Raw genomic sequence first — 22,884 nt, 5'->3', positions numbered from 1 at the left:
GATCTCCTGCGTAGAAAGGCGGAGCCATGCTGGCCACCAACGCATTGCCCGAAGATGAATGGGGCTTCGCTTTGTTCATCCTGGGGGCTGGCGTGAGTGGGACTGCGCGGCCTCGACCAAAGCCGCATCGCCTGCAGTGGCATCGCCGCCTAGGCTGGGCCGGGCATATAGGGAGGAGCTGTGACCATTCGCGACGACATCCGCACCATCGATACCCGGTTCCAGCGCGCGCGTTTCGACGCGGCCTATCTGCTGATCGAACGCGGGCGCGGCGCCTTCGTCGATTGCGGCACCAGCCTGTCGGTGCCGGCATTGCTGGCGGCGCTGGCCGAAGCCGGGCTGGCGCCCGCCGACGTCGACTGGCTGATCCTGACCCACGTGCACCTGGACCATGCCGGCGGCGCCGGCATGCTGATGCGCGAGCTGCCCAATGCCCGGCTGCTGGTGCATCCGCGCGGCGCGCGGCACATGATCGACCCCACCGCGCTGATCGCCGGCGCCACCGCGGTGTACGGCGAAGAGGAGATCGCCCGCAGCTACGGACCGATCGTGCCGGTGCCGGCCGAGCTGGTGGTGGTGGCCGAGGACGAGCATGTCGTGTCGCTGGCCGGACGCGAGCTGCTGTGCATCGACACGCCCGGCCATGCGCGCCACCACCTGTGCGTGTGGGACGCGCGCAGCCGCAGCTGGTTCAGCGGCGACACCTTCGGCATTTCCTACCGCGAGCTGGACAGCGCGCAGGGGGCCTTCGTGATTCCGACATCCTCGCCGGTGCAGTTCGAGCCCGAGGCGATGGTCGCCTCGATCGAGCGGCTGATGAGCCATGCGCCGCAGTCGGTGTACCTGACCCACTACGGCCGGGTGCAGGGCCTGCGCGAACTGGCGCAGGCCCTGTTCGAGCAGATCGCGGCGATGGTGGAGATCGCGCGCAACTGCGACGGGCGCGCCGACCGCCATCGCTGCATGGTCGCGGCGCTGACCGCGCTGTACCTGGAGCGGGCACGGGGGCATGGCTGCCGGCTCGACGACGAGGGCGTGGAGCAGGTGCTGCACAGCGACATCGAACTCAACGCGCAGGGGCTGGCCTGCTGGCTGGATCGCGCGCGCTGATGCGCCGCCTTCGCTTCCCGTAGGGGTTGCTCCGGCATGCCGAGGCCGTTCAGTCGCGATCGGTTTGCCGGTGAAGCCCCATCGCGGCTGAAGTCGCTCCTACAGGAAAGTCGTTGCGGTTTGTACACTAGGCGCCCTCGTTTCTGCCGATGAAGGCCCCGCCGTGAATCCGATGCGCATGTTGCTGCTGTCCGCCTGCCTGTTCGTCGGAGGCATGGCGCAGGCCGCCAACGACGCGACGGCCGCGATCGATGCGCGAGCCCTGTCCGAGCACGTGCGCATCCTGGCTTCCGACGAGTTCGAGGGCCGCGCGCCGGCCACGCCCGGCGAGGACAGGACCGTCGCCTACCTGGTCGAGCAGTTCCGCAAGGCCGGGGTGCAGCCCGGCGGCGAGGACGGCGGCTGGACGCAGGCGGTGCCGCTGGTGCGCGCGCAGGTGGACGGGCCGGTCACCGCGACGCTGGCGGTGGGCGGGCAGTCGCAGGCGCTGGTCAACGGCGAGGACGTGACCCTGCAGAGCCTGCGCCCGCTGGATCGCGTGTCGATCCAGGACGCGCCGCTGGTGTTCGTCGGCTACGGCATCGCCGCGCCGGAACGGCAGTGGGACGACTACAAGGGCGTGGACCTGAAGGGCAAGGTCGCGGTGGTGCTGATCAACGATGCCGACTTCGAGACCGCCGAACCCGGCGCATTCGACGGCAAGGCGGTCACCTACTACGGCCGCTGGACCTACAAGTACGAGGAAGCCGCGCGGCGCGGCGCCGCCGGCGTGCTGATCGTGCACGAGACCGCGCCGGCGGCGTACGGCTGGAACACGGTGCGCAGCTCCGGGCTGTCGCCGGTGTTCGACATCGAGCGCAGCCAGGCCGACGCGCTGGCGCAGCACGTGCCGGTGCGCGGCTGGATGCAGCGGGCGCTGGCGGTGTCGCTGTTCCAGCGCGCCGGGCTCGACTTCGAGGCCGCCAAGCGCGCCGCGCAGCGGCCGGACTTCACGCCGCTGGCGCTGGGCGATGCGCGGTTGTCGGTCGACTTCAAGGTCAAGCGCGAGCGCGTGGTCACCCACAACGTGATCGGCCGCATCGAGGGCGCCGGCCATCCGGACGAGACGGTGATCTTCTCCGCGCACTGGGATGCCTTCGGTGTCGGCCAGGCCGACGCCTCGGGCGACCGCATCCGCCACGGCGCCATCGACAACGCCACCGGCGTGGCCAGCGTGCTGGAGCTGGCGCGCGCCTTCGCCGCCGGCCCGCGCCCGCAGCGTTCGCTGTACTTCATTGCCCTGACCGCCGAGGAGAAGGGGCTGCTGGGCGCCAGCTACTACGCCGCGCATCCGCTGGCGCCGCTGGAGCGGACCGTGGCGGTGCTGAACATGGAGATGTTCAGCCCGGACGGCCCGACCCGCGACATCGCCTCGTGGGGGCTGGGCAGGGTCTCGCTGGAGGGCGACCTGGCGCGCGTGGCCGCCGCGCGCGGGCGCAGCTACTCGCCGGATCCGAACCTGGAGTCGGGCTTCTTCTACCGCGCCGACCACTTCGCCTTCGCCCGCTTCGGCGTGCCGGCCATCACCGTCGGTCCCGGGCTGGACAAGCTCGACGGCGGCGTGGCCGCGGGCAAGGCGCTGCGCGAGAAGTACTTCGCCGACTGCTACCACCAGCCGTGCGATCGCTGGCACCCCGGTTGGGACGCCAGCGGCCATGCCGCCGATACCCAGTTGGTGTACGACCTCGGCGCCGAGCTGGCCAATGACCGCCAGTGGCCGCGCTGGCAGGACGGCTCGGAGTTCAAGGCCGCACGCGACCGCAGCGAGGCCGCGCGGAAGTAGGTCGGGGCCAGGCCCGACGCTGATGGGAACGGCGGCCCCTCGGCCACGGCGGTGACGACCCGGTCGGCGCCACGCACGCGGTCGCCGCCGGCGGTCCCTCGCGCGTCGGCCACGTGGGGCCGATCCAAGGGTCCCGGGACTGGCAGCACGCTGCCTGGTGGAATATTGAGTTCCGGGTGGCGCGTGCGGTGCGGTGGATGCACGCAAGTCCGGCGAAAGTTGGCCATCGAGCTGCAACGGCGAGGAAAGTCCGGATGCCGAATCGTGCGCTGATACCGATGCGCGATATCGCCGGCAACGCGCCTCCCCTAGAATCTCGCTCCCCTCCCCGCGTGCGCTTGCCATGTCCGCCGATGCTCCTCCCGCCTCGTCCGCGCACGGTGTCCGCATCGTGGTCGCGCTGCTGCTGGTGTACGTGGTCTGGGGCTCGACCTACCTGGCGATCCGGCTTGCGCTCGAAGGCGGGGTGACGCCGCTGACGCTGATCTCGGGCGGGCGCTTCATCGTCGCCGGTGCGGTGATGTACGTGGTGCTGCGCTGGCGCGGCGCGGCGGCGCCGACGTGGCCGCAGTGGCGCAACATGGCGATCATGGGGGCTCTGCTGCTGCTGCTCGGCAACGGCATGGTGGTGCTGGCCGAGCGCAGCGTGTCCTCGGGACTGGCGGCCACCGCGATAGCCTCGGTGCCGCTGTGGATGGCGCTGTTCGGCGCCGTGCGCGGGCAGGTCTCCAGCCGCGGCGAATGGCTCGGCATCGCGATCGGCTTCGCCGGCGTGGTCTGGCTCAATGCCGGCAGCAGCCTGACCGCTTCGCCGCAGGGCCTGGTGCTGCTGCTGATCGCGCCGGTGGCCTGGGCGTTGGGCTCGGTCTGGTCGCGCGGGCGCGAACTGCCCAGCCCGTTCATGACCGCGGCCGGGCAGATGCTGTGCGGCGGCGTGCTGCTGGTGGTGGCCGGGCTGGCCAGCGGCGAGCGGGTGCAGGGCTGGCCCACCGCGCAGGGAATGTGGGCGCTGGCCTACCTGTGCGTGTTCGGCTCGATCGTGGCCTTCACCGCCTATGTCTGGCTGCTGCACAACGTGCGCCCGGCGCTGGCCGGCAGCTATGCCTACGTCAACCCGGTGATCGCGGTGGTGCTGGGCGCATGGATCGGCCACGAACGCTTCAGCGCGCACGACATCGCCGCGATGGCGGTGATCCTGGCCGGCGTGGTGGTGCTGACGCTGGCGCGGGCACGATGAACGCCGACAGCGACCGCCGCCGCGGCTTCGCGATCACGGCGCTGACCTTCGTGCTGTGGGGGCTGGTGCCGCTGTACTGGCACCTGCTCAAGGCGGTGCCGGCGCCGCAGATCATCGCCCACCGCATCGTCTGGAGCGCCTTGCTGGTGGTGGGCTGGCTGCTGCTGTCCTCGCGCCTGCGATGGTGGCGCGACATCGCCCGGCAGCCGCGCGCGCTGGCCACGCTGGCGGTCACCAGCCTGGCCATCGCGTTCAACTGGGGCCTGTACATCTGGGCGGTCAATGCCGGCCACGTGATCGAGACCAGCCTGGGCTACTTCATCAATCCATTGGTCAACGTGCTGCTCGGGGTGCTGGTGCTCAAGGAGCGCCTGCGCGCGCTGCAGTGGCTGGCGGTGGCGCTGGCCGGCGCCGGCGTGGCCTGGCTGACCTTCGATGCCGGCACGCCGCCGTGGATCGCGCTGGGCCTGGCGGCCTCGTTCGGGCTGTACGGGCTGCTGCGCAAGATCGTCGCGGTCGATCCGGTGGCCGGGCTCGGCGTGGAGAGCGTGTACCTGTTCCTGCCGGCGATGGCGTTCGTGGCCTGGGCCGAGAACGGCCACGGCGGCGGCTTCGTGCATGGCTGGGGCCTGCGCGACGACCTGCTGCTGGTGCTGGGCGGGGTGGTGACGGCCTTGCCGCTGATCGGCTTCGCCTACGGCGTCAAGCGCATCCCGCTGTCGCTGGTGGGCATCCTGCAGTACATCGCGCCGAGCCTGCAGCTGCTGCTGGGCGTGTGGTTCTTCCACGAGCCGTTCGACGCGGCGCGGGCGGCGGGTTTCGCCGTGATCTGGGCGGGCCTGCTGTTGTTCGTCGGCGACGGCCTGCGGCGGTCCGCTCCGGCGTGAACGCCGGCCTTGCGCATGAATTGCTAGGCTGCCCGCAGCATTCATCACACGGAGGCGTTTCTTGCCTGCGATCGAATACCTGGGATGGGGTGCCACGGCGGTGTTCGTGGCGTCCTACTTCTTCCACCGCCCGGTGCTGCTGCGTTCGCTGCAGATGATCGGTGCGCTGATGTGGGTCGGCTACGGCCTGGCGATCGGCGCGCTGCCGGTGGTGGTGGCCAATGGACTGGTGTTCGCGGCGGCCGCCTGGACCGCGATGCGGGTGATACGCGCGCACCGGATGGCGCGGCGGCACAAGCCGCGATAGCGGAGCGCCGCCGGCGGCTTCAGCCGCGCGAGTCGCGGCGGCCGTCCACTCCCTGCACCAGCAGGTCGTTGCCGGCGGCGTCCGGCAGGTGCGGCTGGCCGCAGCCGCCCCCGGCCGACGGCGAGCGCGCCATCCAGTCGGTGACCACGTCGCCGAGCAGGTCCAGCCGCAGCGGCAGGCTGATGTGGTCCTCGCCACGCACTTCCACGTAGCGTGCCTGCGGCGCCCCGGTCGCCAGCCGGCGGCCGTGCGCGACCGGGATGTGCTGGTCGCGGTCGCCGTGCAGCAGCAGGGTGCAGGTATGGGCGGCGGCGCGCCGCAGGGCCGGGGCGACGTCGATGCGGTCCAGGTCCAGTCCGAGCGCGCGGTCGGCCTCGCCGATCACCGCGCCCAGGTCGCGGTCGGCGTAGCGCCAGCGTGCATAGCCCAGCAGCGCCCGGCCTTCCCAGTTGGAAGGTTCGCTGGCCAGCATGTGCGGGACCATGTCGCGGATGCCGCGGCCGGCGTTGTCGAACGACTCAAGCGCCACCACGCTCGCGACCTCGGGGCCGAGCTTGTCGGCGGCGAACAGCGCGGTGGCCGCGCCGTAGGAGATGCCGAACAGGTGCAGCGGCCCGGCCAGTTCGCCGCGCCTGCGCAGGTCGGCGAGCACGTCGACCAGGTCGTCGGACTCGCGCGTGCCGTAGCCGGACGGGCCGGGACCGGAGTGGCCGTGGTTGCGCAGGTCCAGGGTGAGCACGCGGTAGCCGGCGCGGGCGAAGGTCAGCGACCACGGCAGCAGCGAGTCGCCGTCCATCATCCAGCCGTGCAGCAGCACCAGCGTGCCGCGCGGGACCTGCGCCGCGGCGGTGGCCGGCGGCGGCGCGAAGTCGAAGTCCACGTCCAGCGGCCGGCCGGATGCATGGCTGCGGCCCTGCCCGGAATAGCGATAGCTCAGGCGATAGTCGCCCGGATCGATCACCCGCCAGAACAGCGCCACGCCGTCGCGCGAAGTGGTGAAGCCGCTGCGATGGGGCACCCGCGCGATGGCCTGGGCGATACGGCCGGCGTCCAGCAGCGGCGAGGCGCCCTGCGGCGCCTCCAGCTGGCGGCTGAGCGAGAACGAGGTGGACAGCGAGCAGCCGGTCAGCCACAGGCCCAGGCAGAGGACCGGCAGCCCGGCGAGCACGAGCAGGCGTTTCATGGAGGCGGGCACGGCGTCGGGGGTCGTGCAGGCTAACGGCACCGTGCCCGCGCCATCTACCACGCCCGGATGACAGTTGGGTGACAGTGCGGTCGGCGTTCAGCGCCGGGCCGGCGCGACGAAGGACGCGGCCGGTCCGGACGGGGCGCCGATGCGGGGCGCCGGGTTCGCTCCGCGGTCCGGGGAAAGCCGGGTCGTGGGCCGCCATCCGTTGCTCGTCGTCCCCGCGCAGGCGGGGAACCAGTGCCTGTGCCTTGAAAGGCGGAACTACCGGGAGATTGCGGAGCCGATTGATCTCGCCGCGCAAGTCGCCGGTTCCCCGCCTGCGCGGGGACGACGCGTTCAATTCTTCCGAACGCGAGCCATGCCACTTCGGCTGACAACTGTCCGATCCTGAATTTTCTCCCGACAGCAATGCGAACGCGGGGATGACGAGAACGAGGTTCGGCGCTCGTGCCTCTATCCGGTTCCGGGAACCCGAGAGCCTTGTCCCGCGCTCGGGTTCCGCGTGCGGCCTACACCTCGCGCAAGGCCGCGGTGATCGGCAGCCGCGCGGCGCGCAGCGCCGGGAACAGCCCGCCGACCAGGCCGATGCCCAGCGCCCACTTCAACCCGCTCCACAGCAGTTCCGGCGAGACGCGGAACTGGAACACCACCTGGCTGAAGTTGCTGCCCAGGGTGGACACGCTGTAGTTGTTGAACACCAGCCAGGCGACCAGTCCGCCGAGCACGCCGCCGACCAGCGCCAGCAGCATCGTCTCCAGCATCACCGCGGCCACTACCGGCAGGCCGCGGAAGCCGATGGCGCGCATGGTGGCGATCTCGCGCGCACGCGTTGCCACCGCCGCGTACATGGTGTTGAGTGCGCCGAACACCGCGCCCACCGCCATGATGGCGCCGATCACCGTGCCCAGGACCGTGATCAGGGTGCTCATGCCGCCGCCCTGCTTGGCGTAGTAGGTGCGGGTGGTCTCCACGTCCAGCTTGAGCCGCGGGTCGGCGGCCATCGCCGCCTTGAACTGCTCGAAGCCGGCCTTGTCGCCGGTCTTGACGGTGATCGACTGGTAGGCGCTGCGGTTGTAGGTGGAGGCCAGTGTCTGCGCGTCGCCCCACAGCTCCGAGTCGTGGGCGTCGCCGGAGGCGAACACCCCCACCACGGTCCACTGCTCGCGGCCCAGGGCCAGCGTGCTGCCGACCTCCAGGCCGCGGAACTGGCCCAGCGCGCCCTGGCCGACCACGACCTCGCGCAGTCCCGCGCCGAACCTGCGGCCCTGCACGATCCTGACCTTGTCGTGCACCGCCCAGCCCAGCTCGCCGATGCCGCGGAACTGCACGTTGGTATCGGTGCCGTCGGCCTTGGAGGCCAGGTTCACCACCTGCGACATCTCCGGCGAGAGCAGCGGGCGGTTGTCCTGTCCGCGGACGATGCCGGGCAGGCTGGCCACCAGCGGTACCTGGTCGCGGGTGATGACCGAGTTGCTCTCGGCCTGCGAGCCGCCGCGCAGCACGATCGCGCTGCTGTCGTCGCCGGTACTGGCGAGCGTGGCCTTGAAGCCCTCGCCCATCGCCAGCATCGCCACCAGAACGCCGACCACGCCGGCGATGCCGACCACGATCACCGACGAGGCGCCCCAGCGCTGCGGCAGGCTGGCGATGCCGATGCGCGCGGCCGCCAGCGCCAGCCGGCCGCTGCGGGCGAGCAGCAGCCACAGCGCGACGGCCGCCGCGACGGCGAGCACGCCATACCACGGCAGCACGATCCAGATCGCCAGCAGCAGCGCCAGCAGCAGGATCGAAAGCAGGTTCCACAGCCAATTCCTGGATTTCATGATGTCCTCCTCCGCTCAGCGGCCGGCCAATGCATCGACGATCTTCAGCCGCCGTGCGCGCAGCGCCGGCAGCAGCCCCACCACCGCGCCGATGCACAGCATCAGCGCCAGCGCCACCGCCCACGATTGCCACGGGATGCTGCGGATCGGCAGCATGCCCTGCGATGCGCTCGCCAGCGCCGGCACGATCAGTGCCGCCAGGCCCATGCCGAGCAAGCCGCCGAGCACGATCAGCAGCACCGACTCGACCATCACCAGGGTCAGCACGGTGGCGTCGGTGAAGCCCAGCGTCTTCAGCGTGGCCAGCTCGGGAATGCGCTCGCGCACCGCCTGCGCCATGGTGTTGCCGGTCAGCAGCACCAGGGTGAAGAACACCGCGCCCATGATCGCGGTGACGATCAGGCCGATGTCGGCGAACTGCTTGGCGAAGGCCTGCTGGAAGGCCGACTCGGTCTGCGACTTGGTCTCGTGGTCGGAGTTGGCCGACAGCGCGTCGATCGCCTGCGCCACGCGCGAGGCGTGGTCGGGGTTGTCCAGCACCACGGTGTAGTAGCTGACCTTGCCCTTGATGTAGTCGTTGGCCTCGTCGAAGTACTTCCAGTTCATCACCAGCTGGTTCTCCTCGCCCACGGCGTTGCGGTCCTTGACGCGGAAGATGCCCACCAGCTGCAACGGCCAGTCGTTGCTGCCGCTGCGCGGGAAGATGGTGGCCTGCAGCGGGATGGTGTCGCCGATCTTCCAGCCGTGCTTGTTGGCCAGCGACTCGCCGACCACGGCGCCGGTGCGGGTGTCCTGGAACGCCTTGTTCTGCTCCGGCGGCAGTTCGTAGTTGCGGTAGACGTCGAAGAAGTTGGGCGCCACCGAGAAGTTGGGGAAGAAGTTCTTCATGTCCCGGTAGACGCCGCCGAACCACATGGCGTAGGTCGTCTGCCCGACCCCGGGCACGGACTCGATCTGCCGCTGCAGGCTGATCGGAAGCGTCTGCGTGATCGACAGCCGCGAGGCCACGATCAGGCGATTGGCGCCGTCGACGCTGCCGCCGGAATTGAACGCCACGCGCACCGAGTCGAGCAGGCCGAACAGCAGGAACGCGGCCACCACCGACAGCAGCGTGAGCGAGGTGCGGGTCCGGCTGCGGAACAGCTGGGCCCAGATCAGCGAGAAGTATTTCATCGGGATGCTCCGTCTGTCGCTGCGCTCAGTACGCGGCCTCGGCCACCAGCTCGCCCTTGTCCAGGTGCACGGTGTGGGTGGCGTATTCGGCCGCCTTGGGGTCGTGGGTGACCATGATGATGGTCTTGCCGTGCTCGCGGTTGAGCTGTTGCAGCAGGCCCAGCACTTCCTCGGCCGAATGCCGGTCCAGGTCGCCGGTGGGCTCGTCGCAGATCAGGAACGTTGGGTCGGAGACGATGGCGCGGGCGATGGCCACGCGCTGCTGCTGGCCGCCGGACAGTTCGCTGGGACGGTGGTCGCGGCGATCGGCCAGGCCGACCAGGGTCAGCGCGATCTGCGCGCGGCGCTTGCGGTCGGCGGCGCCGAGCTTGGTCAGCAGCAGCGGCAGCTCGACGTTCTTCTGCGCGGTGAGCATCGGCATCAGGTTATAGAACTGGAACACGAAGCCGACGTGGTGGCTGCGCCAGGTGGAGAGCTGGCCGCCGCTCATGCGGTCGATGCGCTGGCCGTCGATCTCGATCTCGCCGCCGCTGGGGGTGTCCAGTCCGCCGATGAGGTTGAGCAGGGTGGTCTTGCCGGAGCCGGACGGGCCCATCAGCGCGACGAAGTCGCCGCTCTCGATGTCCAGGTCGATGCCGTGCAGGACCTGGACCTTTTCGGGGCCGCGCTGGTAGGTCTTGGTGACGTTGCGCAGTGAGACGAGGGTGGACATGGCGATTCCTCTGGGTGGCGTTTGGTCCGTGCCGGCACGCTGGCGCGGTGGCAGGGAAGATCGGGAAAATTTCCGCTGTTGCTGTTGCTGTTGCTGTTGCTGTTCTGCCCCCTCCCTTGCGCGAAGCGCAGGGGAGGGCTGGGGAGGGGGGCTCTTGCTTTGGCTTTTGACTTATCGGCTCCCTTCCGTAGCGGCGGATCCGGCAGGTAAACCCCGCAGGGGCGGCGCACATGGATGTGCGCCGTTTTCGGCAGGGGCAGGATGCCCCTTCCGTAAGTTCCTGCCGGATCCGCGAACCCGGAGCGCGTAAGCGCGGAGGGCGCGAAGGCAGGGCGTGCTTGACCAGCCTGCGGCTGTGGGAAAGCGCTTCTTTGGGCCACGTTTCTTTGCACGAGCAAAGAAAGGTGGCTCGTGCCCCGAAGGGGCGCGAAAGCTTTTGGCTTTAGTTGTTGCTTCTGTCCTCGTTTGGCGTGGTGGAACAAAAACGGCAATAACAACAGCAAGATCAAGGGCTTTCGCTCCTTGCGGAGCGAGTTACTTTTCTTTGCTCGTGCAAAGAAAAGGTAACCAAAAGAAAGCACGCCCTGCCTGCGCGCCTTCCGCGCTGCGCGCTCCAGGTCTGCTCCGCCAGCGGGAATTCGCGGAAGGGGCATCCTGCCCCTGCCGCGAACGGCGCACATCCATGTGCGCCGCCCCTGCGGGGTTTTACCCACTGGCTCCGCCGCTTCGGAAGGGAACCCGGTAGATCAAGAGCCAAAGCAACTGCAAGAGCACCCCTCCCCAGCCCTCCCCTGCGCTTCGCGCAAGGGAGGGGGCAGAACAGCAACAGCAACAGCAACAGCAACAGCAACAGCAACAGCAACAGCAACAGCAACAGCAACAGCAGGGGGTTCGCGCTGTCCTTTGGGGGCTTGCTCCCGTGCGGACAGCGTTGACACTGACTACTGCGGTGCCGGCGACAGCTTCACCTTGGCGCCGTCTTCCAGTTCCTGCGGCGGCTCGACCACCACCGTCTCGCCCGCCGCCAGGCCCGACAGCACCTGGCGGTCCTGGCCCATCTCGATGCCGGCCTTCACCGCGCGCTGCTCGACGCGGTCGTCGCCCTTGAGCGCGAAAGCCAGCGTCTGCCCGCCGCGCTGCACCAGCGCATTGGCGGGTACGCGCACGCCCTGCGGCCCGTCCTGCTGCGGCTGCGGCTTCTCCAGGAAGCTCACCCGCACGCCCATGTCCGGCACGATGCGCGGATCCTTCACCTGGATCGCCACGCGCACCTTCACCGTCGCCTTGCCGCGGTCGGCGGCCGGGATGATCGCGATCACCTCGGCCGGGATCTTCCAGTCCGGATAGGCGTTGAGCACCACCTCGGCCGGCATCTTCGGCTGCACCCGGCCGATGTAGGACTCGCCGACTTCCACTTCGATCTCCAGCGAATCCATGTCCACCACGGTGCCGATGCCGGTGCGGGTGAAGCCGCCGGTGGCCAGCGGCGAGACGATCTCGCCCGGCTGCGCCGCCTTGGCGGTGACCACGCCGGCGAACGGGGCGCGCACGATGTTGTTGTCCACGTTGAGGTCGGAGATGGCGAGCTGGTCGCCGGCCACGCGCACGTTGCGCTGCGCGCTCTGCAGCTGTGCACGCAGGGCGTCGCGCTGCGCCACCGCCTGGTCGTACTGCGAGCGCGACACCAGCTGCTGCGCCACCAGCGCCTGCAGGCGGCCCGCCTCGGCCTCGGCCTGGGTGAGCTGCGCGCGCATGTTGTCCACCTGCGAGCGCGCCGCTTCCAGTTGCGAGGCCGCGAGCTGGCGCTGGGCGTCGGCGTCGATCGGGTCGAGCGTGGCCATCACCTGGCCTTCCTCCACCCGCATGCCTTCCTCGATCATCACCTCGCGCACCTTGCCGGTGATCTTGGCCGAGACCGTGGCCATGCGCCGGGCCACCACGTAGCCGCTGGCGTCGAGCACCGAGGACGAGGAACCGCCCGGGGCGATCGCCACCACCGGCGCGGTGTGCACCTCCGGCGCGCGGCCGCGGCCCAGCAGGGCGAAGGCCAGGCCGGCCAGCGCCAGCAGCACGGCGATCACGATCGCCACGATCCAGCCGCGCCTGCGTCCGGGCGGCGGCTCGGACGGCGGCGCCTTGCGGTCGATGCGGAGTTCCTTCAGCAGGTCGGCGGATGCGTTCATCGTGGATACGGGACGGAAAGATGGAGCGAATGTGACCGCGCGGGGCGGCTGCCGCAAGCTGCCGGAAGTCATCCGCTGCCTCGCCGCGCCCCGATCGGCGGCCTGCAGCATGCGCGCACGCCTTCGCAGCGGCCAGTGACAGCTGTCACCCGGATTCGCTGACGGCCGTGACTGCAGGTGCGATCGGCGGCACGGCAGGCTGCACGCAACGTCCCGCCGGAGCACTCCGATGCCGCCCATTCCGTTCCCGCCGCTGGCCTGCCTGGTTGGCGCACACAAGCATTTCGCCGCGGCCCATGCCGTGCGCGGGGTGGACCTGGAAGTGCGCGCGGGCGAACTGCTCGCATTGCTCGGCGGCAACGGCGCCGGCAAGAGCACCAGCATCGGCCTGCTGCTCGGCCTGCACCGCCCGGACCGCGGCCAGGCGCTGCTGGGCGGCCTGCCGGCCAGCGAGCGCGCCGCGCGCCGCGACATCGGGGTGATGCTGCAGAGCGCGGGACTGCCCGATGTGCTGCGCGTGCGCGAACTGCTCGACCTGACCCGGCGCTACTACCCGGCGCCGCGCAGCATCGCCGACTGCGCCACGCTGGCCGGACTGGAGGACCTGCTCGGGCGCCGCTACGGCCAGCTCTCGGGCGGCCAGCAGCGGCGCGTGCAGTTCGCGCTGGCGATCTGCGGGCGGCCGCGCCTGCTGTTCCTCGACGAGCCCACCACCGGGCTGGACGTCGAGGCGCGGCAGCGGCTGTGGCGCTCGATTCGCGAGATGGTCGGCGCCGGTTGCGGGGTGCTGCTGACCACACACTACCTGGAGGAAGCCGAGGCGCTGGCCGATCGCGTGGTGGTGCTGCAGCGCGGCAGCGTCGTCGCCGCAGGCGGCATCGACGAGGTGCGCGCCCGGGTGGGGCAGTCGCGGATACGTTGCCGCACCGCGCTGGCCGCCGCGCAGGTGGCGCAGTGGGACGAGGTGAAGGCGGTGGGCGCCGACGGCATGCGCCTGGAGATCGTCGTGGCGCGCGCCGAAGCCGTGGTGGCGCGACTGCTCGCCGCCGATCCGCAACTGGCCGAACTGGAAGTGCAGCGCGCCGGCCTGGCCGAAGCCTTCCTCGACATCGCCCGGACCGCGGAGGCCGCATGAACATACCCACCGACCGCCGGCCCGCCAGCGGCCATGTGCGCGAATGGCCGATCTATCTCGCCGAGGCCCGCTGCGAACTGCTGCGGGTACTGCGCACGCCGGCCTTCGCGATCCCCTCGCTGTTGTTCCCGCTGCTGTTCTATCTGCTGTTCGGCGTGCTGCTGGCACGTGGCAACGGCTCGGCCTACCTGCTGGCCACCTACGGCGTGTTCGGGGCGATGGCGCCGGGCCTGTTCGGCTTCGGCGTCACCCTGGCGATCGACCGCGAGCGCGGGCTGCTCACCCTCAAGCGCGCCTTGCCGGCGCCCCCGGCGGCATGGCTGCTGGCGCGGATGCTGATGGCGATGCTGTTCGCGCTGCTCATCGCGCTGATGCTGCTGGCGGCCGGGACGTCGTTGGGCGGCGTGAAGATCTCGCCGGCGCAGGGGCTGGCGCTGGTGGCGGTGGATGTGCTGGCGGCGCTGCCGTTCTGCGCCATCGGCTTGCTGATCGGCAGCTGCGCCTCGGCCTCGGCGGCACCGGCCATCGTCAACCTGGTGTACCTGCCGCTGGCGCTGCTGTCGGGACTGTGGCTGCCGCTGTCTCTGCTGCCGCCGGTGTTCGCGGCATTGGCCCCGCTGTGGCCGTCGTGGCACCTGGCGCAACTGGCGCTGCACGTTGCCGGCCAGTCCGCGCTGGGATCGCCGCTGCTGCACGTGGCGATGCCGCTGGCGGTCGCGGCGCTATGCTTCGCGCTTGCGCTGCGGCGGCTGCGCCGTGGCTGAGTCGCGGCCCGCGGGCCCGACGACATGGAGACTGCAGATGAGCCGGCCCTTGCCCGCATGGATGTACCCGGCCCCCGATTCCCTGCTGGCGGACACGCTGCGACAGGGCAAGCCGGCCTGGATCGAGGCCGTGCACCTGCTGTGGACGGCCTGGGTGTTCGTGGTGCCGATATTCACCCCGCGCGGCTACGACCTGCGCTGGCTGGGGCTGACGCTGCTCTCGTATCCGCTGTTCCTGGCGCTGTACGCGGCGACGCTGATGCTGCCGCGGCGGCGGGTCGGGGCGTGCGCGCTGGGCATGATCGCACTGTCGCTGGTGCTGTTCCGCTGGTATCCGCCGGCATTGACCTATTTCGTGTTCGGTTGCGTCATGTTCGGCGGCGGGGACATGCGTCCGCTGTGGCTGCGCCTGCTGCAGATCGCGCTGGCCAACGTGGCGCTGCTGGCGTTCGCCAGGTGGTTGGGCTATCCGTGGACGACGTTGGTCTGGGTGCCGGTGACCACGCTGGTCATCGGCACCCTGGTCCATGTCGAACGCCGCAACCAGCGCACCAGCGCCGCGCTGAAGCTCTCGCACGAGGAAGTGCGGCGGCTGGCCGCCACCGCCGAGCGCGAGCGCATCGGCCGCGACCTGCACGACCTGCTCGGGCACACGCTGTCGCTGGTGGCGCTCAAGGCTGACCTGGCCGGGCGCCTGGTCGAGCGCGATCCGTGCCGCGCGCGGCACGAGATCGACGAGGTGGCGCGGGTCTCGCGCGAGGCGCTGGCGCAGGTGCGCCATGCCGTGACCGGCATCCGCGCGGCCGAACTGGCCGCCGAGCTGGCCTCGGCGCACCTGCTGCTGGAGGCCGACGGCATCGGCCTGAGCTACGACCTGTCCGCCATCGCGCTGCCGCCGGAGCTGGAGACCGTGTTCGCGCTGACCGTGCGCGAGGCCGTCACCAACATCCAGCGGCATGCACGCGCGCGCAGCGTGCGCATCGAGCTGGCCTGCACCGGCGACCGCGCGCTGTTGCAGGTCAGCGACGACGGCCGCGGCGGCGACATCGCCCCGGGCAACGGGCTGCGCGGGATGCGCGAGCGGCTGCAGGCGCTGGGCGGGGAACTGCGGGTGGATTCGCTGCGCGGGCAGGGGACGCGGCTGCAGGCGGCGCTGCCGCTGCGCGCGGCGGCGGGATAGGCGCGGCGGGGCGGCGCGCTCTGCTAATGTGCCAGGCAAGGTGAAGCGTGGAGACGATGCGATGCGCGTGCTGCTGGCCGAGGACCAGGCGATGCTGCGCGGCGCGCTGGCGGCGCTGCTCGAGCTGGAGGACGACATCGAGGTGGTCGGCAGCGCCGGCGACGGCGAGAACGCCTGGCGCGAGCTGCAGCGGCTGCGTCCGGACGTGCTGGTCACCGACATCGAGATGCCGGGCCTGAGCGGCCTGGAACTGGCGCAGCGGGTCCAGCGCCATGCCCTGCCGGTGCGGGTGGTGATCGTGACCACCTTCGCGCGCCCGGGATTCCTGCGCCGCGCACTCGACGCCGGGGTCGGCGGCTACCTGCTCAAGGACGCGCCGGCCGAGACGCTGGCCGCGGCGCTGCGCCAGGTGCACCGCGGCGGCCGTGCCATCGATCCGCAGCTGGCGCTGGACGCCTGGTCGCAGGCTGATCCGTTCAGCGAGCGCGAGCGCGGCGTGCTGCGGCTGGCGGGCGAGGGGCTGTCGGCGGCGCAGATCGCCGGGCGGCTGGGCCTTTCGCCCGGCACCGTGCGCAACTACCTGTCCGGATGCATCGGCAAGCTCGGCGTCGGCAACCGCGTCGAGGCCTACCGCCTGGCCCGGCAGAAAGGCTGGCTGTAGTAGCATGCCGGGCCACGAAGGTGCCGGCAGGGGCGGCGCCACTTCCGTCCTCCCCCCTGCCTGCCGTCGTCTTTCCTCCATGGCTCGTAAGTATTTCCTAGCCCGCCATCTCGGCCCGCTGCTGGCCAGCCTGATCTTCCTCGGCATCGGCTTCGGCGTGACCGCAGGGGCGGACCGCTTCATCAGCGACGCCGAATGGGTGTCGCATACCCACAGCGTGATCGCGCGCATCGACCAGGTCGATGCCACCCTGCGCGACATCGAGGCGGCGCAGCGCGGCTACATGCTGGCCGGCCGCGTGTCCACGCTGGCGGACTACTACGCCGCCCGCGAACGCATGCCGATCGTGCTCAAGGGGCTGGGCGAGGCGGTGCGGGACAACCCGCAGCAGGTGGCGCGCTTCAAGCGCCTGGACCGGTTGCTGCAGATGCGCCAGGAGCAGATCGCCGCGACGCTGGCCGTCTACGAGCGGCAGGGACTGGCGGCAGTACCGGGGGGCATCCACAAGGACGCGCGCCCCACCGCCGAGGCCGTGCGTGCGCTGCTGGCCGAGATGACCGAGACCGAGACCGAACTGCTGCGCGCGCGCGACCAGTCCAGCCACGAGAGCGCCATGCTGCTCAAGATGCTGGCGATGGCGGGCATCCCGTTCGGCATCGGCGTGATCGTGATGGTCTACGTGATGATGCTGCGCGAGAACCGCCGCCGCCAGCTGGCCGAGCGCAAGTCGCTGGAAGGCAACCGCAAGCTGCGCCAGAGCGTGCAGGAGCTGGAGGGCGCCGCCGCGGACCTGGGCGAGCTGAGCCGCTTCGCCAGCATGCTGCAGAGCTGCACCCATACCGAGGAGGCGCTGCAGCTCACCACCCACGTCATGCTGCGGCTGCTGCCGGGCACCGGCGGCACCATCTACCGCGTCCGCGCCTCGCGCGACTACGCCGAGGCCCTGGTGCACTGGGGGACGCACGCACTGCCGTCCGAGGACATGCTGCCGGTCGGCGACTGCTGGGCGCTGCGCCGCGGCCAGCCCTACCTGGCGCGCAGCCGCAGCGGCGATGCCTTCTGCGTGCACGTGCACGGGCCTGGCCCGGAGGGTGCCGCCAGCGCCTGCATCCCGCTGATGGCGCAGGGCGTGCAGCTGGGTTTCATCTATGTCTCGGCGCCGGACGAAGCCTTCATGTCGCGCACGCACATCATCGACACCGCCGCCGAGCAGCTGTCGATGGGGCTGTCCAACCTGCAGCTGCAGGAGCGCCTGCGCATCCAGTCCATCCGCGACCCGGTCACCGGGCTGTTCAACCGCCGCTATCTGGAGGAGTCGCTGGGGCGCGAACTGGCGCGCTGCCAGCGGCGCAACCTGCCGCTGGCGCTGATGATGCTCGACCTGGACCACTTCAAGCGTTTCAACGACACCCACGGCCACGCCGGCGGCGACGCGCTACTGGCCGGGCTGGGCAAGCTGCTGCAGGCGATGTCGCGGCAGGAGGACATCGCCTGCCGCTACGGCGGCGAGGAGTTCACCCTGATCCTGCCCGAGGCCGCGCCCGAGGCGGCGCTGGCGCGCGCTGAGGAGATCCGCAAGGCGGTGTCCGAGCTGCGGGTCCAGCACCTGGGCGCGGAACTGCCGGCGGCCACCGTGTCCATCGGCGTGGCCGGGCTGCTGCCGCACGGCAACACCCCCGAACTGCTGCTGCAGCGCGCCGACGAGGCGCTGTACGCGGCCAAGCGCAACGGCCGCGACCAGGTGATGCTGGCCGGCAGGTAGGCCGGTCCCACGCGGCCGGCGTGCCGGGTGCCCGGGTCAGCCAGGCGCCGGGTGTCCGGATTCCGTGGGGCACCGTGGGCGTGGCCCCGGACTACGCATTGTTTCTGCTGTCGCCATGTTTCTGCTGTCGCCATGGGGTGGGCCTCGGCCCACCGCTGCGGCGGCCGGGGCTGGTCGCACCGGGTCCCGGGGTGGTGCGGGCCAAGGCCGGCCGGCCGGGGCCTTCCCCATGAAAACCCGGACGGTCCGGTCAGCGGCCGCAGCCGCGCAGCCCGGGCCAGGCCGAAGGCCTCACCCGGGACGACCCTCGCAGCCGGGTCCGGTTGCCCCGGTCGGTGGCGCTTGCCCGGGCCACGGGTGGTTGCGTCGTTATCGCAGGCAACGTCGGGCGCAGGACGCTCAGCGGCCGTAGCGCGCCTTCAGCATCGCCCAGGCCGAGCGCAGCGCCAGCGCCTCGCCGCCGGCCGGGCGGCCGGGACGTTCGCTGTCGTTCCAGGCGTACACGTCCAGGTGCGCCCACTTGATGCCGGCCGGCACGAAGCGCTCCAGGTACAGCGCGGCGGTGACCGCGCCGGCCATGCGCGAGCCGGCGTTGGCGAGGTCGGCGACGTGGCTGGTGAGGTAGCGCAGGTACGGGCGCCACAGCGGCATGCGCCAGACCGGGTCGCGGGTCTGCGCGCCGCTGTCGAGCCAGGCCTGCGCCAGCGCGTCGTCGTTGGCGAACAGTGCCGGCAGGTCCGGGCCCAGCGCCACGCGCGCGGCACCGGTGAGGGTGGCGAAGTCCAGGATCAGCTCGGGCCGCTGCTCGCCGGCGTAGGCCAGCGCGTCGCACAGGATCAGCCGGCCCTCGGCGTCGGTGTTGTCGATCTCCACCGTGGCCCCGGTGCGGGTGGTGACGATCTCGCCGGGGCGCATCGCGTCCGGGCCGACCGCGTTCTCCACCGCCGGGACCAGCAGCGTCAGCCGTACCGGCAGCGCGTTGGCCATCACCAGCCCGGCCAGCGCCAGCGCGTGCGCGGCGCCGCCCATGTCCTTCTTCATGTTGCGCATGCCGTCGGCGCTCTTCAGGTCCAGCCCGCCGGTGTCGAAGCACACGCCCTTGCCGACCAGCGCCACGTGCGGGTGGGCGCTGTCGCCCCAGTTCAGCTCGATCAGCCGCGGCGCGCGGTGGGAGGCGCGGCCGACCGCGTGGATGGTGGGGAAGTTCCTCTGCAGCAGTTCGTCGCCGCTGATGACGGCGACCTGCGCGCCGTGCGCCTGCGCCAGTTCGCGTGCGGCCTGCTCGAGCTGCTCCGGGCCCATGTCCTCGGTCGGCGTGTTGACCCAGTCGCGCACGCGCAGGCAGGCGTCGATCAGCGTGGCCACCTCCGGCGCCGGCGTGGCCAGCAGCTGCGCCGGCTCGCGCAACGGGCGCTTGTAGCGGGCGAAGCGATAGCTGCCCAGGCCCCAGCCCAGCTGCAGCGCGGCCTGCTCGGCCTCGGCCAGCCCGCCGGCCAGGCGCCAGCGGCTTCCGGCCGGCAGCGCGAACGGCGCGTGCGCGTAGGCATGCGCGTCCAGGCGGTCGCCCACCCCGATCACCGCGCCGGCGATGCCGGCCGCACCCGGCAGCAGCAGGCAGCTGCCGGCGGCCGCGGTGAACCGCTGCTGCTCCAGCCAGCCGCCGATCGCGGCCGGTTGCGCCTGCCGCCAGGCGGCCAGGCCTTCGCGGTCGAGCACGTGCAGCGGCAGCGCGTCGGCAGCGTCGGCGGTGAATCCGATGGGAAGTGACATGGGGGACGTCCTCCTGGAGGCGTATTCGAGGCAGGCGCCGGGCCGGCGCCCGCGGCCGGCATCAGGCGCCGGCGGTGGAAGGGGTATCCCCGGCCTGGGCATCGAGCCAGTCGGCCAGCCCGGCGAGGGTGTCGAAATGCAGGTCCGGCTGCAGTTGCGGATGCGTCCAGTGCTGCCGCTCGCGGTTGATCCAGCAGCCGCGCAGCCCGGCCTGCATGGCGCCGACCACGTCCATCTCGATGTGGTCGCCCACGTGCAGCACCTGCGACGGCGGCAGCTGCAGGCGTGCGCAGGCGGCGTGGAAGATGCTGGCCTCGGGCTTGGCCGCGCCGTGCTCGCGCGCACCGAGCTGGAACACGAAGTGCCGCTCCAGGCCGATGCGCTGCAGGTCGGCGTTGCCGTTGGTGAGCGCGGCCACCGGCACCCGCGCGGCGATGCGCGCCAGCGCGCCGAGGGCGTCGGGATAGCATTCCACGCGGTTGCGCTCGGCGTAGAACACCTCGTAGGCGGGCTCGACCAGGGCGGTGTCGGCGCCGCTGGCGGCCAGCGCCTGCTGCAGCGTCAGCCGCCGGATCGCGCCGAGGTCGTAGGCCAGGTGCGGATTGTGCTCGAACACCTGCGCGCGCAGGCGGTGCATGGCCGCGATCGGGAACAGCTCGGCGGTGCGCGGGCTGTGCTGCTGCAGCCAGTCGTGCAGCACGTTGTCGATGCGCTCGCCGATCGGCGCGAACGGCCACAGGGTATCGTCGAGATCGAGGGTGATTGCACGGACGGGAAAGTTCACCGGCCCATTTTACGCCAACGCGCGCCGGTCACGGCCGTTCACTCCAGCAGCCGGGCCCAGCGCTGCATGCCTTCGAGCTTGCCCAGCACCAGCTTGATGCACACCAGCATCGGCACCGCCAGCAGCAGGCCGATCATGCCCCACAGCCAGCCGAACAGCATCAGCGCCAGGATCAGCATCAGCGGCGAGATCGCCATGCGCCGGCCGAGCACGATCGGGGTGACGATCTGCCCTTCCAGCGTGTGCAGCGCCAGGTACAGCAGCGCCGGCAGGGCGGCGGCGAGCGGGTCGCGGAACTCGACGAAACCCATCAGCAGCATCAGCACCACGCCGATCAGCGGACCGATGTAGGGGGCGAAGTTCAGCAGCGCCGCCACCGTGCCCCACAGCGCCGCTTCCTGGACCGGGATGCCGAGCAGGTACAGGATGCCGGCCAGCACCGCGCCGACCAGGGTGTTGATCACGCTGATGGTCAGCACGTAGCGCGAGACCTCGCGCTCGATCGAGCGCAGGATGTCGGCGGTGAAGCGCTGCTGCTGGCGGCCGGGCATCAGCGCGATGACATGGCGCTGCAGGCTTTGCCCGTAGACCATGAAGAAGAACGTCAGCAGCACCACCGCCAGCACCGAGGCGGCCAGCTTGGGCGTGCGCACCAGGGCGCGGTAGGGATCGTCGAGCTGGGTGCGCACCACCTGCACGCGGCGGCTGCCCTCGCCGCCGGCCACCCGCGCGAAGTTCTCCGCCGCCTGGTTGGCCTGCATCACCGGCTTGGTGAGGTCGCGCACCTTGTTGGCGATCTGGCGCATCTGCCGCGGTGCCTGCTGCACCCACTCGGTGGCCGGCCCGGCCAGCTGGATCGTCAGCGCCACCGTGCCGGCCACGCCCAGGGTGATGACCAGCAGCGCGGCCAGGAAGCGCGGCACATGCAGCCGCCCCAGCAGGCGCAGGATCGGGTTGCCGACCAGGGCGAAGAACGCCGCCAGCAGGATCGGCAGGATCACCTCCTGCGCCGCCCACAGGGTGAAGCCGACCGCCAGCGTCGCCAGCACCACCAGCGACATCGGCGCGCGCGGACGCGGCAGCGGGGGAGCGGCACGCTCGTCGTGGGCGGGTCGGGCAGCGTCGGCGGGTTGGTTCATGGCGAGGCCGGCAGCCGGCACGGGACAAGGGCGGGCATTATCGGCCCGGACAAGGTGCGGCGGACGTGAGCGTCGGCGGGCGCGATGCGGCGACGCGCCGCCGCGATGTGGTCCGGGTAGGCGAAGCGCTTCCGGGGCATGGTTGTGGCTGGTGCGCTTCGCTTGCCAGGGCTACGGGGCCAGCCAGGGAACGCCAGCCGAAGGCGGCACGGCCGGTGCCGGCAGAGCCCGTCTGCGGCGTCCCGGGCCCGGCCATCGCCACGTCGCCGGATCAATAGCGCTCGGACATTTCCGTGGCCGCCTCGGCCGGCCGCGGCGGGGCGTGCTCCGCTGCGGCAGCGTCGACGCGCCGGGCCGGGCGCGGGGCCTGGTCCGGCTGCGGCGGTTGCGAGGCGTCGGCGGCGGCGTCCTGCGATTGGTCGGCCGCGCGCTCGGCCTGGTCGGAGGCGTCCTGCGCCTGCATTGCGGCGAACAGGCCGGAGACCGTGGAGATCATCTGCAGTAGCTTGGGCGCGCCGCCGAGCTTGGCGGCCACGCTGTTGATGGCGGCCACCGGCTCGGTGCGGCCGCCGAGGAAGCCCAGGCCGAACCCGGCGACGACGATGCGCAACGGGGTCCAGCCTTCGCGCCAGACCCGCTTGAGCACGCACCACTGCGTCGCCACCTGCTGCTCGCGGCCCTCCAGCAGTTCCTCGGCGCGCTGGATGCGTCGTTGCAGTTGTTCGAACTTCATGGCGTCGGTGCTCCCTGCGACGAAGCGGGCGGAACGGCTTCGTCTTCGTCGTCGGTGTCGGCATCGCCGTCGCCGCCGATGCCCAGGCGCGCCAGTTGCCGGCGGGTGGCCTGGAGCCTGCTCATCTCGAAGTAGCGCAGCGCCTGCCAGGCACCGATGCCGGTGACCATCAGGCTGATCAGCGCCGCGAACGAGATCGAGGCCAGCCACGACCAGCCCATCGCCTGCAGCAGTGCGATCACCACGCCCATCAGCAGCAGCCACGCCGAGCCGCCGAACGCCACCGCCACCGTCAGCCACACCAGCGCGCGCGCCAGTGCCGCGCGTGCCAGTGCCAGGTCGGCGAACAGCAGGCGCCGCAGCGCGCGGCCGGTGTCCAGGGTCGCGTCCAGTCCTTCGCGGCCGGCCGCGCCGAACTGGCGCAGCGACGCCTCGATCGAAGGCGTCGTGTCCTCGGGCGCCGCGTCGGCGGCGCCGTCCCCGGGTCGTGTGTCGTGCTCGCTCACGCGACCG

The 22,884-nt window shown here is 71.3% G+C and carries 19 protein-coding genes and 1 pseudogene; 10 read left to right on the top strand and 10 right to left on the bottom strand.

Going from position 1 to position 22,884, the window contains the following annotated elements; translation table 11 throughout:
* Positions 1 to 180 precede the first annotated feature (180 nt).
* The 5 genes from LRX76_RS06230 (at position 181) to LRX76_RS06210 (ending at position 5,363) form a co-directional block, all read left to right on the top strand.
* On the top strand, positions 181 to 1,110 hold the full coding sequence (locus LRX76_RS06230; RefSeq protein WP_231803168.1) for an MBL fold metallo-hydrolase: 930 nt from the start codon (positions 181 to 183) through the stop codon (positions 1,108 to 1,110).
* A gap of 172 nt (positions 1,111 to 1,282) precedes the next feature.
* Positions 1,283 to 2,932 carry a M28 family metallopeptidase gene (locus LRX76_RS06225; protein WP_231803371.1) on the top strand — a complete coding sequence of 550 codons (1,650 nt, stop codon included), beginning with the start codon at positions 1,283 to 1,285 and terminating at the stop codon, positions 2,930 to 2,932.
* Positions 2,933 to 3,275: 343 nt separating this feature from the next.
* Complete coding sequence (gene yedA / locus LRX76_RS06220) at positions 3,276 to 4,169, top strand: drug/metabolite exporter YedA (RefSeq protein WP_231803166.1); 894 nt, start codon at positions 3,276 to 3,278, stop codon at positions 4,167 to 4,169.
* Positions 4,166 to 5,056 carry an EamA family transporter RarD gene (rarD, locus tag LRX76_RS06215; protein WP_231803164.1) on the top strand — a complete coding sequence of 297 codons (891 nt, stop codon included), beginning with the start codon at positions 4,166 to 4,168 and terminating at the stop codon, positions 5,054 to 5,056. The genes yedA and rarD overlap by 4 nt, the downstream gene beginning before the upstream one ends.
* Positions 5,057 to 5,117: 61 nt before the next feature.
* On the top strand, positions 5,118 to 5,363 hold the full coding sequence (locus LRX76_RS06210) for a hypothetical protein (RefSeq protein ID WP_231803162.1): 246 nt from the start codon (positions 5,118 to 5,120) through the stop codon (positions 5,361 to 5,363).
* Between the two features lie 19 nt (positions 5,364 to 5,382).
* On the opposite strand, the gene LRX76_RS06205 is transcribed toward LRX76_RS06210, so the two are convergent.
* From LRX76_RS06205 to LRX76_RS06185, 5 genes are all read right to left on the bottom strand, one after another.
* Positions 5,383 to 6,546 (bottom strand): alpha/beta fold hydrolase, encoded by a 1,164-nt coding sequence (locus LRX76_RS06205; protein ID WP_331716755.1) that lies wholly within the window; start codon positions 6,544 to 6,546, stop codon positions 5,383 to 5,385.
* 515 nt (positions 6,547 to 7,061) lie between these two features.
* Positions 7,062 to 8,375 carry an ABC transporter permease gene (locus LRX76_RS06200; protein ID WP_231803160.1) on the bottom strand — a complete coding sequence of 438 codons (1,314 nt, stop codon included), beginning with the start codon at positions 8,373 to 8,375 and terminating at the stop codon, positions 7,062 to 7,064.
* 15 nt (positions 8,376 to 8,390) lie between these two features.
* The gene (locus LRX76_RS06195) at positions 8,391 to 9,548 is read right to left on the bottom strand and encodes an FtsX-like permease family protein (RefSeq protein WP_231803158.1); all 1,158 of its coding nucleotides are present in this window, start codon (positions 9,546 to 9,548) and stop codon (positions 8,391 to 8,393) included.
* A gap of 25 nt (positions 9,549 to 9,573) precedes the next feature.
* Entirely contained in the window at positions 9,574 to 10,260 is a 687-nt protein-coding gene (locus LRX76_RS06190) for an ABC transporter ATP-binding protein (RefSeq protein WP_231803156.1), read from the bottom strand.
* 941 nt (positions 10,261 to 11,201) lie between these two features.
* Positions 11,202 to 12,443 (bottom strand): efflux RND transporter periplasmic adaptor subunit, encoded by a 1,242-nt coding sequence (locus LRX76_RS06185; protein ID WP_231803154.1) that lies wholly within the window; start codon positions 12,441 to 12,443, stop codon positions 11,202 to 11,204.
* Positions 12,444 to 12,672: 229 nt separating this feature from the next.
* Between LRX76_RS06185 and LRX76_RS06180 the strand changes: the two genes are divergently transcribed.
* From LRX76_RS06180 to LRX76_RS06160, 5 genes are all read left to right on the top strand, one after another.
* Positions 12,673 to 13,578 carry an ABC transporter ATP-binding protein gene (locus tag LRX76_RS06180; protein WP_231803152.1) on the top strand — a complete coding sequence of 302 codons (906 nt, stop codon included), beginning with the start codon at positions 12,673 to 12,675 and terminating at the stop codon, positions 13,576 to 13,578.
* Entirely contained in the window at positions 13,575 to 14,342 is a 768-nt protein-coding gene (locus LRX76_RS06175; protein WP_231803150.1) for an ABC transporter permease, read from the top strand. The genes LRX76_RS06180 and LRX76_RS06175 overlap by 4 nt, the downstream gene beginning before the upstream one ends.
* A 37-nt stretch (positions 14,343 to 14,379) precedes the next feature.
* Complete coding sequence (locus tag LRX76_RS06170) at positions 14,380 to 15,522, top strand: sensor histidine kinase (RefSeq protein WP_231803148.1); 1,143 nt, start codon at positions 14,380 to 14,382, stop codon at positions 15,520 to 15,522.
* Positions 15,523 to 15,583: 61 nt separating this feature from the next.
* Positions 15,584 to 16,183 (top strand): response regulator transcription factor, encoded by a 600-nt coding sequence (locus tag LRX76_RS06165; protein WP_231803146.1) that lies wholly within the window; start codon positions 15,584 to 15,586, stop codon positions 16,181 to 16,183.
* A 79-nt stretch (positions 16,184 to 16,262) separates the two neighbouring features.
* A complete protein-coding gene (locus LRX76_RS06160; RefSeq protein ID WP_231803144.1) occupies positions 16,263 to 17,945 on the top strand; it encodes a diguanylate cyclase in 1,683 nt (560 codons plus the stop codon).
* A 399-nt stretch (positions 17,946 to 18,344) separates the two neighbouring features.
* Here the strand turns inward: LRX76_RS06160 and LRX76_RS06155 are convergent, their stop codons facing one another.
* The 5 genes and pseudogenes from LRX76_RS06155 to LRX76_RS06135 all read right to left on the bottom strand — a co-directional run bounded on the left by LRX76_RS06155 (position 18,345) and on the right by LRX76_RS06135 (position 22,877).
* Positions 18,345 to 19,715 (bottom strand): leucyl aminopeptidase family protein, encoded by a 1,371-nt coding sequence (locus tag LRX76_RS06155; protein ID WP_231803142.1) that lies wholly within the window; start codon positions 19,713 to 19,715, stop codon positions 18,345 to 18,347.
* Between the two features lie 61 nt (positions 19,716 to 19,776).
* Complete coding sequence (locus LRX76_RS06150) at positions 19,777 to 20,499, bottom strand: HAD-IA family hydrolase (protein ID WP_231803140.1); 723 nt, start codon at positions 20,497 to 20,499, stop codon at positions 19,777 to 19,779.
* Between the two features lie 38 nt (positions 20,500 to 20,537).
* On the bottom strand, positions 20,538 to 21,638 hold the full coding sequence (locus LRX76_RS06145; RefSeq protein WP_231803138.1) for an AI-2E family transporter: 1,101 nt from the start codon (positions 21,636 to 21,638) through the stop codon (positions 20,538 to 20,540).
* A gap of 394 nt (positions 21,639 to 22,032) precedes the next feature.
* Positions 22,033 to 22,371, bottom strand: a pseudogene (locus tag LRX76_RS06140) (hypothetical protein); the annotation flags it as partial.
* Entirely contained in the window at positions 22,368 to 22,877 is a 510-nt protein-coding gene (locus LRX76_RS06135) for a phage holin family protein (RefSeq protein WP_231803134.1), read from the bottom strand. The pseudogene LRX76_RS06140 and the gene LRX76_RS06135, both read right to left, overlap by 4 nt.
* Between the last annotated feature and the right edge of the window lie 7 nt (positions 22,878 to 22,884).

It is taken from the genome of Stenotrophomonas sp. MMGLT7 (assembly GCF_021168555.1).
In the GTDB taxonomy this organism is placed as follows: domain Bacteria; phylum Pseudomonadota; class Gammaproteobacteria; order Xanthomonadales; family Xanthomonadaceae; genus MMGLT7.
The sequence above is the reverse complement of the archived record's forward strand: the minus strand, read 5'-3'. Positions and strand labels throughout refer to the sequence as shown.